The sequence below is a fragment of the Micromonospora sp. NPDC023633 genome, assembly GCF_040640035.1.
Lineage (GTDB): Bacteria > Actinomycetota > Actinomycetes > Mycobacteriales > Micromonosporaceae > Micromonospora.
The window spans coordinates 25,585-38,408 of record NZ_JBFABB010000018.1 but is presented as its reverse complement, the minus strand read 5'-3'; the positions used below and the strand labels follow the sequence as shown (position 1 = coordinate 38,408).

Sequence of the window (12,824 nt, the reverse complement as noted above, 5' to 3'; positions counted from 1 at the left end):
ACGGCGTCTGGATGGTGTGACCTTCGAGGAGTACGTCAGCACCCGGGGCCCCGCCCTGATCCGGCTGGCCCGGCTGCTGACCGGGGACGAGCACCGGGCCGAGGACCTCACCCAGGACGTCCTGGCCCGCGCGTACGTGCACTGGCGGCGGATCGCGCGGGTGGACCGGCCGGACGTGTACGTGCGCCGGATGCTGGTCAACGCCAACAACTCCTGGTGGCGCCGGCGCGCGAACCGGGAACTGGCCACCGCCGACTTCGCGGAACGACCGCAGCACGGCGACCTGGGCGGCGAGACGGCCGACCGGGACGCGATGTGGCGGCTCATCCTCGCGCTGCCGGGCCGCCAGCGGGCGGTGCTCGTGCTGCGCTACTACGAGGACCTCGACGACGCGACCATCGCCCAGGTCCTCGGCTGCTCGCCGGTCACCGTCCGCACCCATGCCATGCGGGCGCTCACCCACCTCCGGGAGCGCTGCGGCGTCCCGACGACCAACGGGAGCCGACCGTGACCGACCTCGACCAGCAGATCGTACGGGCGCTGCGCGAGCGTGCCGAGGGAACGGTCGACACCGACCGGCTGACCGCGCGGGCGCTGGCCCGGGGGCGGGCCCGTCGCCGTCGCCGCCGGATCGGCGCAGGCGGCGCGCTCGCGGTGGTGGCCCTGCTCGGGTTCGCCGCTGTCGGCGCTCTCGGGCCGGCGCCCGGAGCACGGTGGCCGGGCGCCGGGCCGGCGGTCACCGTCGCCGCACCGGCACCGGTGCACGGGGTGCCCGGCGCCGCCGCCCGGCCCGACCTGGTCGGCAGCGACCCGCACCTGCTGCACTTCACCGTCGACCCGGCGCGGGCCCGCTGGCTCACCTGGCAGTCCGTCGCCGGGGCGGAAGGCGCCCGCCTCGACTTCGGCGGTGGCCGACAGGTCGCGTTCGACCTCGCCCGGACCGCCGCCGCGGTGGAGGAGCTGCGCCACGAGGGGATGACCTATCCGGACGCGCCGGCGGGCGCCGACGCCTTCGACGGCCAGGTGCGGCGGGTGCCCTCGCCCGGGCCCGGCGCGCAGCCCGGGTGGTTCCTGCGCTGGCAGCCGGTCCCCGGGCTCTACGCCCGGGTGTACACCGTGGCCGACGACGACTCGGTGCTGCGTACAGCGCGGTCGGCGCTGCGACTCGACGCGGTGCACCGGTGCGCGTCCCCGCTGCGGCTGGGCGTGCTGCCGCCCGACGCCTGGCTCGCCGGCTGTGAGGTGAACGCGATCGGCTTCCCGGACTCACTCGACGTCCTGCTGCGTGTCAACCGACCCGGAGAGCGCTGGATGCAGGTGCGGTTCGAGTACTACAGCGAGATGGCCGGCAGCCGCGCCGAGGGAAATCGGACGATCGGCGGCCGGGCGGCCTACCTCTACCCGAAGGGGGACCAACTGGAGCTGCTCGGCTTCCCGAAGGCGCACCTGACGGCCCGGTTCGGTTGGCCGAGTCACGGCTTCACCGAGGCGGACGCGGCCGTCGTGCTGGGTGGTGCGCAGGTGGCCGTCGACCCCGCCGACCCGGGGACCTGGGACTGACCGGCGGGCGGGGCCGGGTCGCCCGCCCCGGGTCGGCCCCGCCGTCGGGCCGTACGCTTGGCAAGCGTGAGCCCCCGTCGCAACCGACCCCGCCGCGATGACGCCGCGCACCTCGACTCCGACCGGGTCCGCCAGGGCGTCGCCTCGGTGCAGCAGTGGCGCGACGGCGACTGGCAGGTACGCGGGATCAGCGGCGGCGCCTCCACCAAGACGTACCGCTGTCCGGGCTGCGACCAGGAGATCCGGCCCGGGGTGGCGCACCTGGTGGCGTGGCCGGCGGACGGGCGGGGCGACCTGACCGACCGGCGGCACTGGCACAGCGGGTGCTGGCGGGCCCGGGACCGGCGCGGGCCGGCCGTCCAGCGTGGCCGTGGTGCTCCCCGGTACGGCTGAGCGATCTGGATCACGCTGTTTCCGCCCCGCCCGGCGGTTCCCGGCCGCACCCGCGAGACTGGACGGGTGAGCACACCGATTCGCGCGTCCTCCATCCTGCCCGGGCACCGCGAGGACATCGAGCTGCACACCGCGGACGGTCTGCGGCTGGTCGGCGAGCTGGCCCGGCCGCTGGACCGTGAGCCGGTGGGCACCCTCGTCTGCCTGCACCCGCTGCCGACGCACGGCGGGATGATGGACAGCCACGTGCTCCGCAAGGCGGCGTGGCGGCTGCCGGCCCTGGCCGACCTGGCGGTGCTGCGCTTCAACACCCGGGGGACCAGCAGCCTGCGCGGCACCAGCGAGGGGGCCTTCGACAACGCGGTCGGCGAGCGCTTCGACGTCGCCGCCGCCATCGAGTACGCCGAGTTCCACGAGCTGCCGGAGATCTGGCTGCTCGGCTGGTCGTTCGGCACCGACCTGATCCTGAAGTACGGCTGCGACCCGGCGGTCACCGGCGCGATCCTGCTCTCCCCGCCGCTGCGCTACTCCACCCCGGCGGACCTCGACCAGTGGGCCGCGTCCGGCAAGCCCCTGACCGCGGTGGTGCCCGAGTTCGACGACCACGTGCGCCCCGACGAGGCGCGGGAGCGCTTCGCGGCGGTGCCGCAGGCCGAGGTGATCGGGGTGCCCGGCGCGAAGCACCTCTGGGTCGGTGACGCCGAGACCGTGCTGGACGAGGTGGTCCGCCGGGTCAACCCGGCCGCCGCCGTGCCGCTGCCGACCACCTGGGACGGCCCGATGGAGACCGGCGACGTCAGCGCGTACGCCGACCGCACGGTGGCCTCCTTCGCGGACCGCCCGGTGCCGGGCCCGTCCGCCGGCCAGGCCGGCTGATCCGCGCTCCGCCGGCCGTGCTCCCGTCGTCGACCGGCGTCGCGGGCCGGGCCGGCCGGGGTCAGCGGGAGTCCTGCCGGGGCAGGACCACCTCCCGCAGGATGAGCTGGAGCGCGGCCACCGCCGGGATCGCGATCAGCGCGCCCACGACCCCCAGCAGGGAGACCCCGAGCAGGGCGGCCACCAGGGCGGCGACCTCGTTGACCGACACCGACCGGCGCATGATCTTGGGATAGATCAGGTAGTTCTCCACCTGCTGGTAGATCAGGAAGAACACCGCGCAGGCGACGCCGACCGGCAGGTCCGTGGCGAACCCGACCAGGCTGACGATCACCGCGCCCAGGGTCGCGCCGATCTGCGGGATCAGGTCCGTCACCGCGACCACCACGGCCAGCGCGAACGGGTACGGCAGCCCGACGATCAGCGCGAAGACGTACGTGGACGCCCCGGCCAGCACCGCGATGCTGAGCGCGCCGACCATGTACGCGCCCACCTTGGTCAGGATCTCGTCCCCGATCAGCCGCACCCGCTCCCGGCGCGAGCGGGGCACCAGCGAGTAGCCGAGGTCGCGGAGCCGGTCGAAGTAGGCCAGGAAGTAGATGGTCAGCACCAGCACGGTCAGCCCCCGGAAGACCGTGCCGAAGACCAGCTGGGCGCCGCCGAGCACCCCGCCGAGGGCCTGACCGACCGTGTCGGCGTTCGCGGCGCTCTGCACCCGCTCCATCAGGTCGTACCGCTCCACCAGGTCGTTGACCGTCTCGTTGCGGCGCAACGCCTCCAGGTAGCTCGGCAACTGGTCGATGAACTGCCCGGTCTGCGTCACGATCGGCGGCACCAGGGCGAACACCCCACCGCAGAGGAGCAGCACGACCGTCAGCGCGACCACCGCCACGGCGGCCCCGTGCGGCAGCCCCCAGGACCGCAGCCGGACCACCGCGGGATGCAGGCCGATGGCGAGGAAGAGCGCGATGAGCACCAGGACCAGGATGCCGGCCGCGTTGCGCAGGCCCAGATAGAAGGCGTACGCGAGCAGCACCCCGGCCGCGCCGGTGAAGCCGACCAGGAAGCTGCTGTGCTTCAACGGCAACCCCGGCGTGCCGAACCGGCTCGACCCGTTCGCCGTCGGCTCGTCGCCCGCCGCAGCCGTCGCCCCGGGAGCAGCCTCGGCCCGCTCCCGCTCCGCCCTCGTCGCCTGCCCGGTGGCGCTTGCGGGCGCGGTGGCCGGCCCGGGCCCGGTGGCGTGCTCCGGCCGGGCGGCGTGCCCGGGGGCCTGCTGCGGCTGCCGGTTCGGGTCGTCCGCTCCGGAGGAGGCGGTTCCGGGCTCCCGGTCGCCACTCGACGCCGCCGGTCCGTCGTGTGCCATCGGGCCTCCTGATCGACTCCCGCCGCGGCGCCATGGTTCCACCGGAGCGTACGCCGCAGCCCCGGCCCGTCCGCCCCGCACGGCCGTGCGGGCGAAACGCACCTGCCCACCGGGACGGACGTGGGGAGCGGTCGTCTGGTGCACGTCGCGCGGCAGGTCCGGCCCGCGTCACCGCGCAGCGAGCGGTGACGGGGCGGCAGACGCCTGCTCCCCGCAGTCCGGAGGCGCCGGTCGGCCAGTTGGCCGACCGGCTGCTCCCGGTCAGTCCTTCTCGACGACGACCTTGCTCGGCTTGGCGCTGCGCTCGTCGGTGGTCGGCTTCGCCGGCCGCTTGCCGTTCTCGCCGGTGCTGGTGATCTTCGTCGGGGTAGCGCCCCGGCCCCCCTCGCCGGGCACCGCCGCCACGGTCGGCTCCCCGTCCACGCCGGCACTGGCCGTGCCCCCGTCGACGGTGGTCACGGTGGCGACCTTGCCGTTGGCCGGCTGCCCGGCGTCGGCCGGCTCGATCCGGCCCTTGGCCGGTTGCCCGGCGTCCTCGGGCTCCACCTTGCCGGCGGCGGGCTTTCCGCCGGAGGGCGCCGCGGCTGCCGCGGAGCCCGTCGCCGCGCCCGCACCCGCCGGGGTCTTGTCCGGGGTGCCCGCACCGGCCGGGGCCTTCTCCGCCGTGCCCGCACCGGCCGGGACCTTGTCCGCACCCGACTTCTCCGTCGTGCCCGTGCCCGCCGGGGCCTCGTCCGCGTCGGGGCGGGGCTTCCCGCCGTTCGCCGTGGCCGGCGTCGGCTTGCCGCCCGCCACCGCGGCGGCGCCGTCTGTCCCTCCCGGCCGGCCGGTCGCGGTGAGCAGGCCCAACCGCAGCTCCGCCACCTGTCGCTGGAGCTCGTCGGACTCCTGCCGGGACTTCCAGGTCTCCTGCCGCAGGTCGGCCAGCTGCTGCTGGGCCTGGGCGATCTCCAGCATCACCTGGGCGAGCTGCTGACGGCCGGCGGCGGCCTCCTGCTGCGTGGCGGCGAGGTGCTGCTGGGTGGTGGCCAGGTGCTGCTGCGTCGTGGCCGCGTACTCCTCGAACTGCCGGCGCGACGTCGCCACGTGCTCGTCGGCCTTGCGGCGCTTGTCGGCCGCCTCGGTCTCGGCCCGGCTGAGCAGCGCCCCGGCCTCCTCCTCAACCTGCCGGCGCATCGTCAGCGCGTCCTGCTCGGCGGCCTGGCGGACGGCGGCGGCACTCTGCTCGATCTCGTTCTTCCGGGCGGTGTACTCCGCCTCCAGCGTGGCGCGGCGCGCCGCGAACCCGGACTCCAGCTCGTCGTGCCGGCTCGTGTGCTGCTTCTCCAGCTCGGCGAGGCGGGTCTTGTACTGCTTCTCCAGCTCGTCGCGGCGCTTGGTGAACTCCTGCTCGGCCGCCGCGCGGCGCTCGGTCACCTCGCGGTCCGCGGCCTCGCGCCGGCTGTTGACCTCCTGCTCCACCCCGGCCCGCCAGGCACCCAGCTCCTGCTGCGTCTGGGCCCGGGCGTGCTGCACGTACGCCTCGGTCTCGGTGCGCATCCGCTGCACGTACGCCTCGGTCTCGGCGCGGTTGCGCTTGGCCGTCTCGGCCGCCTGGGTGGTGAGCCGCTCCGCCTCCTGGTGGGCCTTCTCCCGGGCGGCCCGGCCGGCGTCGGCGGCGTCGTCGATGATCTGCTTGGCGTCCCGCTGCGCCTTGGCGTGGGTGGCCCGGCCCGCCTCGGTGGCCTGGTCGACCAGGCGCTTGGATTCCTGCTGCGCCTTGGCGTGCACCTCCTTGGCGGCCTCGCGCAGCTGGGTGGCCTCCTGCTGGGCCTTGGCGTGCACCTCCTTGGCGGCCTCGCGCAGCTTGGTCGCCTCCTGCTGGGCCCGGTGGTGGATCTCCTTGGCCGTGTCCCGCAGCTGGGTGGCCTCCTGCTGGGCCTTCGCCAGCGCCTCCTGGGCGGCCTTGCGGAGCCGGGCGGCCTCTTCCTTGGCCGTCCTGACGGCGGCGTCCGCCTCGGCCATGCGCGCCGCGGTGTGCCGTTCCTCTTCCGTCCGGCGGGCGGCCAGCGCGATCTCGAAGTCCTTGAGGGCGGTGGCGGCCTGCTCGCGGGCCTCCTCGACGATGTGTTCGGCCGCGGCGCGACGCGCCTCGATCTCCTCGTTGGCGGAAGCCAGGATCGCGTCGGCCTGCTCCTCGGCGAGCGTGAGGATCTGCTCCACCCGTGGGCCGAGGTGCCGGTAGGAGACGCTCTCGAGTGCCCCGGACGACTTGCGCGCCTGGGCGAGGTCCCGCTGGAGCACCTCGACCTGGCCGGCCAGCTTGTGGATCTGTGTGTAGGCCTGTTCCCGCTCGGCCGCCAGGGCCGCGATCTCGTGCTCCGCGCGAGCGACGTACCGGTCGACCTGTCGTTTCTCGTACCCCCGCAGAGCGGACTCGAAGCTGGGCTCCGTGGTCACGTCCCCGCCGAGAGCGAACAGTTCCTCGCCGTGCGACATGCCCCCATCCTCACACGCGACCAGTCCGGCTGGGGCGATACGGACGCCCCGGATAGGACCTACTTCACTGCCGACACGCCCGGGCAATTCGCGAGGCGGGCAAACGCATACGGCGCGGGGCGCACCGGTCACCCGGTGTCACCCCGCGCCGCGGATCATGCCCCGATCGGGTGGGTCAGTGGGACGTCTCCGCGGTCATCCGCTCGTCTGCGCCGTCGGCCTTCTTCGCCTCCGGCTTGGCCTGCGCGGCCGGGGGCGAGGCGGGCACGCCCGGCACGATGCCGGCGAGGCCGGAGAGCATCTGGCCGAGCTGCGAGGTGACGGCGTCCTTCTGCCGGGTGAGGTCCTCGACCTCGCGGCGGGCCGCCTGGGTGGTCAGCTCGGCCTCGGTGCGCGCCTCGGTGAGCAGGCGGTTGGCCTCGGCCTTCGCCTCGGTGAGCGTCTTGTCCGCCAGCGCCTTGGCCTTGTCGACGGTCTCGTTGGCGGTGCGCTCCGACTCGACCCGGCGGGCCTCGGCGCGCTGCTCGATCTCCTTGGCCCGCTCCTGCGCGGCGTGGGCCCGCTGCTCGGCCTCGCCGACCAGCTTCTGGGTCTGGGCGACCTGCGCGGCGTGCCGCTCGGACTCCTCGCGCTCGGCCTTCTCCCGGCGCTCGGCGAGCTGGAGCTCCAGGGCCTGGAGGTCCTTGTCGCGCTTGTCGCGGGCGTCGGTGAGCAGCTTGGTCGCCTCGGCGCGCTTCTCCTCGGCCTCGCGGGCGGCCTTCGCCCGCTGCTGGGTGATCTCCCGCTCGGCGGTGGCCCGCAGGGTGGCGACCTCACGCTCGACGGTGGACTTCAGCTCGGCGACCTCGTGGGCGGTGACCGTGCGCAGCTGCTTGGTCTCCCGGTCGGCGTCGGCGCGCAGCGTGTCGGCCTCACGCCGGGCCTGGACGCGGACCTCGGCGGCCTCGCGCTCGGCGGCGGTGCGGACGCTGCCCGCCTCCCGCTCGGCGTTGGCCTTCATGGCCGCCGCCTCGGCGCGCGCCTTGTCGGTGATCTCGCGCGCCTCGAGGCGGGCGGCGGAGAGGATGCCCTCCGATTCCCGCTTGGCCTCGTTGCGGTGGTCGTTGGCCTGCTCCTCGGCCAGCCGGAGGATCTGCTCGACGCGGGTGCCGAGGCCGGAGAGGGTGGGCCGGCTGTTCTCCTCGAGCTGCTTGTTGGTGTCGGCGAGCTTCTGCTCCAGCGCGCTCATGCGCTGCTCGGCCTGGCGGAGCCGGCGCTGGGCGTCGTTCATCCGCTGCTCGGCCTCGGCGCGGGCCTGCTCGGACTGGGTCAGCGCGGCCGTCATCCGGCCGATGAAGTCATCGACCTGGTGGGTGTTGTAGCCGCGCAGGCCGACGGTGAAATCGGGCTGCGAGTTCGCGTTATCGAAGAACGCAAGAGGGGAGGACTGCTGGGGCATTGGGACATACTCGCAGACCCCCCAGGGTGCTTCGCAAGAGCGGTGCCGAGCTTTCGTGTCCTCTTTACATGGTCAACTACGGGTCCGCGGATGGCCGGACAGATCGCCGATCTTGGCAGGTCCCGGGCGGGTCGGACGCACGGAGCGTGACATCGGAAAAGGGCCGCGGGAGCGCCCCGCGGCCCTTTGTCGCGTCATGGTCCGGATCACTCGAATGAGCGTCCGGCGCCCCCGGCGGAAAGGCAATCGCCGTTCACCGCAATGGTCGACGGCGCCTCATCCGCCGGGTCAGTGGCCGCGGAACCGGTTGATCGCATCCTCGTGCCGGGAGCGCAGCTCGCGGTCGCGTACGCCGAGGCCGTCCGACGGGGCGAGGCAGCGGACGCCGACCTTGCCCTGGTGCGCGTTGCGGTGCACCTCGTACGCGGCCTGGCCGGTCTGCTCCAGCGCGTAGGTCCTCGACACGGTCGGGTGGATCCTGCCCAGCGCCACCAGCCGGTTGGCCTCCCACGCCTCGCGGTAGTTGGCGAAGTGGCTGCCGACGATGCGCTTGAGGTGCATCCAGAGGTAGCGGTTGTCGTACTGGTGCTGGAAACCGCTGGTGGAGGCGCAGGTGACGATGGTGCCGCCGCGCTTGGCCACGTAGACGCTCGCGCCGAAGGTCTCCCGGCCCGGGTGCTCGAAGACGATGTCCGGGTCCTCGCCGCCGGTCAGCTCCCGGATCCGCTCGCCGAAGCGCCGCCACTCGTCCTGGTCCTGGGTCTGCTCGTCCTTCCAGAACCGGAATCCCTCGGCGGCCCGGTCGATGACCAGCTCGGCACCCATCTTCCGGCACAGCTCCGCCTTGTCCGGCGAGGAGACCACGCAGACCGGGATCGCCCCGCCGTTGAGCGCCATCTGGGTGGCGTAGCCGCCCAGGCCGCCGGAGGCGCCCCAGATCAGCACCACGTCGCCCTGCTTCATGTTCGCCCCGTGGTGCGACACCAGCTGCCGGTACGCGGTCGAGTTGACCAGCCCGGGGCTGGCCGCCTCCTCCCAGCTCAGGTGGCGCGGCTTGGGCATCAGCTGGTTGGCCTTGACCACGCACAGCTCGGCCAGGCCGCCGAAGTTGGTCTCGAAGCCCCAGATCCGCTGCTGCGGATCCAGCATGGTGTCGTCGTGCCCGGCCGCGTCCTCCAGCTCCACCGAGAGGCAGTGCGCGACGACCTCGTCGCCGGCCTTCCACCGGGTCACGCCGGGCCCGGTGCGCAGCACCACGCCGGCCGCGTCCGAGCCCACGACGTGGTACGGCAGGTCGTGGCGGCGGGTCAGCTCCGACAGCCGTCCGTAGCGCTGGAGGAACTTGAAGGTCGACAGCGGCTCGAAGATGCTGGTCCAGACCGTGTTGTAGTTGATCGCGCTGGCCATGACCGCGACCAGCGCCTCGCCCGGTCCCAGCTGCGGCGTCGGCACCTCCTGCACGTGCAGCGCCTTGCGCGGGTCCTTGTCCCGGGTGGCCAGGCCGTCGAACATCCGGGTCTCGTCGGCGCGCACCACCACGCCGCGGTACGTCTCGGGTACCGGCAGGCCGGCGATCCCGGCGAGTTCCCGCTCCGGTTGGTCGGATCCCTCCGCCGCCATGATCGCTTCGAGGATGTCCTGCACGTCGACCTCCCGTTCGTCCGCACCCCGCCCACGCGGGCCCAGGTGCTGCCATCGTCGGCGTCGGTGCGCCCCGCCCGCCATGTCGGCATCCGACACATCCGGGACCGGCCGCGCTCCTGTGGGGCGGGACGTTACTGAACGGTAGGTTGAGCCGGAAGTCCTCTGTGAAAAACTGCATTGGCCGATGCGTGGAGGTGTCCGGGCGGCCGTCGAACCACGCAGCGGCGCGCTCGGCGGGCGGAGTACCCGCCAGCCCCCGCGCAGGTGGCGGGGGCCGGCGGTGGGGTTCAGTGCGCGGCGGCGGGCTCGACGAGCTCGACCAGCACCCCGCCGGCGTCCTTCGGGTGGACGAAGTTGACCCGCGAGTTGGCGGTGCCGCGCTTCGGGGTGTCGTAGAGCAGCTTCACGCCCCGCTCGCGCAGCTTCGCGCAGGCGACGTCGATGTCCGCCACCGTGTACGCCACCTGCTGCACGCCGGGGCCCTTCTTGTCGAGGAACTTGGCGATGGTCGACTCCGGGGTCAGTGGGGCGAGCAGTTGCACGCAACCGCCCTCGGCGTCCGGGCCTACGGCCAGCATCGCCTCGCGGACGCCCTGCGCGGTGTTCACCTCGATGTGCACGCAGCGCATCCCGAAGGTGCGCTGGTAGAAGTCGATCGCGGCGTCCAGGTCGGCGACGGCGACCCCGACGTGGTCGATGCGGCGCAGGCCGATGTCTGTGACATAGTCGGCAGCGGTCTCGACGGGGGAGTTCTCAGCCATGGCGCTAGTCTGACCGAACAATCGTTAAGGCGTACAGGTCGGCACCCCCTCGGAGGCAGGCATGGCTTCGGTGATCGTCAGCGGCGCGCGGACCCCGATGGGGCGCCTGCTGGGCAACCTCAAGGACCTCCCCGCGACCAAACTCGGCGGCGTCGCGATCAAGGCGGCGCTCGAGCGGGCCGGCGTCGCCCCCGAGCAGGTCCAGTACGTGATCATGGGACAGGTGCTCCAGGCCGGCGCCGGGCAGATCCCGGCCCGCCAGGCGGCGGTCGAGGCCGGCATCCCGATGTCCGTGCCGGCGCTGACCGTCAACAAGGTCTGCCTCTCCGGCCTGGACGCGATCGCCCTGGCCGACCAGCTGATCCGCGCGGGCGAGTTCGACATCGTCGTCGCCGGCGGCATGGAGTCCATGACCAACGCCCCGCACCTGCTGCTCGGCCAGCGCGGCGGCTACAAGTACGGCGACGTGGTGGTCAAGGACCACATGGCGCTCGACGGGCTCACCGACGCCTGGGACAGCTGCGCGATGGGGGAGTCCACCGAGCGGCACAACGCACGGCACGGCATCACCCGCGAGGAGCAGGACGCGTTCGCCGCGGCCAGCCACCAGCGGGCCGCCGCCGCGCAGAAGAACGGTCACTTCGCCGAGGAGATCACCCCGGTGGTCATCCCGCAGCGCAAGGGCGACCCCCTGGTGATCAGCGAGGACGAGGGCATCCGCCCGGACACCACCGTCGAGTCGCTGGCGAAGCTGCGCCCGGCGTTCGCCAAGGACGGCACGATCACGGCCGGCAGCTCCTCGCCGATCTCCGACGGCGCCGCCGCAGTGGTCGTCATGAGCAAGGCCAAGGCCAAGGAGCTGGGGCTGACCTGGCTGGCCGAGATCGGCGCGCACGGCAACGTCGCGGGCCCGGACAACTCCCTGCACTCGCAGCCGTCCAACGCGATCCAGCACGCGCTCAAGAAGGGCGGGCTGGGCATCGAGGACCTGGACCTCATCGAGATCAACGAGGCGTTCGCCCAGGTCGGCATCCAGTCCACCCGTGACCTCGGGATCAGCCCGGACAAGGTCAACGTCAACGGCGGGGCGATCGCGCTGGGCCACCCGATCGGCATGTCCGGCGCCCGGCTGGTGCTCACCCTCGCGCTGGAGCTCAAGCGCCGGGGCGGCGGCACGGGCGCGGCGGCGCTCTGCGGCGGCGGCGGCCAGGGCGACGCCCTGATCATCCACGTCCCGGCCCCCGGCGAGAGTGGTCACTGACCGCGGTCCGGCCGATCCCGTAGAGGCAGCACAGTGAGTGAGATCGTCGACGACGTCCCGGCGGCGGGCGCACCCCCGGTGCGCCGCAGCCGGGACGTGCCGATGCTGGTCGAGCGGGCCCGCGCGGGCGATCCGCGCGCGGTGGCCCGGCTGATCACCCTGGTCGAGTCGGGCGACGGGACGCTGCCGCGGATCGCGGCGGCGCTCGCGCCGTACGCCGGTCAGGCCCAGGTGGTCGGGTTGACCGGCTCGCCCGGGGTGGGCAAGTCGACCACCACCAACGAGCTGGTCCGGGCGCTGCGCGCCCGCGGTCACCGGGTGGGCGTGCTGGCCATCGACCCGTCCAGCCCGTTCACGGGTGGGGCCATCCTCGGCGACCGGGTCCGGATGCAGGACCACGCCACCGATCCGGGCGTCTACATCCGGTCGATGTCCAGCCGGGGCCACCTCGGCGGGCTGTCGGCGGCCACGCCGCAGGCGGTGCGGGTGCTGGAGGGCGCCGGCTGCGACGTGGTGCTGGTGGAGACGGTGGGCGTCGGGCAGGCCGAGGTGGAGGTCGCCTCGCTGGCGGACACCACGCTGGTGCTGCTCGCCCCGGGCATGGGTGACGCGATCCAGGCGGTCAAGGCCGGCATCCTGGAGATCGCCGACGTCTTCGTGGTCAACAAGGCCGACCGGGACGGCGCCGACGCCACGGTGCGCGACATCCAGGGCATGATCGCCCTGGGCGAGCGCGGGCCGGGCGAGTGGCGGCCGCAGGTGGTGCGCGCGATCGCCGCGCGGGGCGAGGGGATCGACGACATCGCCGCCGCCATCGACAAGCACCGTGGCTGGCTGGTCAAGCACGACGAGCTGCGCCGCCGCCAGGAGGCGCGGGCCGCCGCCGAGATCGAGGCGATCGCGCTGGGCGTGCTCCGCGCCCGGATCGGTTCCCTGCGCGACGGTACGGAGCTGCCGGCGCTCGCCGCGAAGGTGGCCGAGGGCGCCCTCGACCCGTACGCGGCGGCCGACGAGCTGCTCGCCCAACTCGGCTCCTGAGGGCTCCTGCGA

General features: G+C 73.8%; 11 protein-coding genes. 6 read left to right on the top strand and 5 right to left on the bottom strand.

Translation table 11 applies throughout. The features are described from left to right. Positions 1 to 16 precede the first annotated feature (16 nt). From AB0G13_RS08320 to AB0G13_RS08305, 4 genes are all read left to right on the top strand, one after another. A complete protein-coding gene (locus AB0G13_RS08320; RefSeq protein WP_357870727.1) occupies positions 17 to 511 on the top strand; it encodes a SigE family RNA polymerase sigma factor in 495 nt (164 codons plus the stop codon). Then, complete coding sequence (locus AB0G13_RS08315) at positions 508 to 1,560, top strand: hypothetical protein (protein WP_357870724.1); 1,053 nt, start codon at positions 508 to 510, stop codon at positions 1,558 to 1,560. Before AB0G13_RS08320 ends, AB0G13_RS08315 begins: the two co-directional genes overlap by 4 nt. 66 nt (positions 1,561 to 1,626) lie before the next feature. Further along, a complete protein-coding gene (locus AB0G13_RS08310; RefSeq protein WP_357870721.1) occupies positions 1,627 to 1,953 on the top strand; it encodes a hypothetical protein in 327 nt (108 codons plus the stop codon). Between the two features lie 66 nt (positions 1,954 to 2,019). After that, positions 2,020 to 2,829: an alpha/beta hydrolase gene (locus tag AB0G13_RS08305; RefSeq protein ID WP_357870718.1), complete on the top strand. Its 810-nt coding sequence runs from the start codon at positions 2,020 to 2,022 to the stop codon at positions 2,827 to 2,829. A 61-nt stretch (positions 2,830 to 2,890) separates the two neighbouring features. On the opposite strand, the gene AB0G13_RS08300 is transcribed toward AB0G13_RS08305, so the two are convergent. The 5 genes from AB0G13_RS08300 to mce all read right to left on the bottom strand — a co-directional run bounded on the left by AB0G13_RS08300 (position 2,891) and on the right by mce (position 10,513). Further along, entirely contained in the window at positions 2,891 to 4,192 is a 1,302-nt protein-coding gene (locus tag AB0G13_RS08300) for an AI-2E family transporter (RefSeq protein ID WP_357870715.1), read from the bottom strand. 261 nt (positions 4,193 to 4,453) lie between these two features. Beyond that, a complete protein-coding gene (locus AB0G13_RS08295) occupies positions 4,454 to 6,670 on the bottom strand; it encodes a hypothetical protein (RefSeq protein WP_357870712.1) in 2,217 nt (738 codons plus the stop codon). Positions 6,671 to 6,845: 175 nt separating this feature from the next. After that, complete coding sequence (locus AB0G13_RS08290; protein ID WP_357870709.1) at positions 6,846 to 8,108, bottom strand: cell division protein DivIVA; 1,263 nt, start codon at positions 8,106 to 8,108, stop codon at positions 6,846 to 6,848. A 288-nt stretch (positions 8,109 to 8,396) separates the two neighbouring features. Beyond that, entirely contained in the window at positions 8,397 to 9,752 is a 1,356-nt protein-coding gene (gene ccrA, locus AB0G13_RS08285; protein ID WP_357870706.1) for a crotonyl-CoA carboxylase/reductase, read from the bottom strand. Between the two features lie 287 nt (positions 9,753 to 10,039). Further along, a complete protein-coding gene (mce, locus tag AB0G13_RS08280; protein ID WP_357870703.1) occupies positions 10,040 to 10,513 on the bottom strand; it encodes a methylmalonyl-CoA epimerase in 474 nt (157 codons plus the stop codon). Positions 10,514 to 10,574: 61 nt separating this feature from the next. Between mce and AB0G13_RS08275 the strand changes: the two genes are divergently transcribed. Then, positions 10,575 to 11,774, top strand: coding sequence for an acetyl-CoA C-acetyltransferase (locus AB0G13_RS08275; RefSeq protein ID WP_357870700.1), 1,200 nt, complete (start codon positions 10,575 to 10,577; stop codon positions 11,772 to 11,774). A 33-nt stretch (positions 11,775 to 11,807) separates the two neighbouring features. Continuing rightward, entirely contained in the window at positions 11,808 to 12,812 is a 1,005-nt protein-coding gene (gene meaB / locus AB0G13_RS08270; RefSeq protein WP_357870697.1) for a methylmalonyl Co-A mutase-associated GTPase MeaB, read from the top strand. Positions 12,813 to 12,824: the final 12 nt, after the last annotated feature.

Bases quoted from the DNA above. Each gene is read 5' to 3' on its own strand.
- AB0G13_RS08295 (WP_357870712.1), bottom strand. From the start codon at position 6,670: ATGTCGCACGGCGAGGAACTGTTCGCTCTCGGCGGGGACGTGACCACG.
- AB0G13_RS08300 (WP_357870715.1), bottom strand. From the start codon at position 4,192: ATGGCACACGACGGACCGGCGGCGTCGAGTGGCGACCGGGAGCCCGGA.
- mce (WP_357870703.1), bottom strand. From the start codon at position 10,513: ATGGCTGAGAACTCCCCCGTCGAGACCGCTGCCGACTATGTCACAGAC.
- AB0G13_RS08290 (WP_357870709.1), bottom strand. From the start codon at position 8,108: ATGCCCCAGCAGTCCTCCCCTCTTGCGTTCTTCGATAACGCGAACTCG.
- AB0G13_RS08275 (WP_357870700.1), top strand. From the start codon at position 10,575: ATGGCTTCGGTGATCGTCAGCGGCGCGCGGACCCCGATGGGGCGCCTG.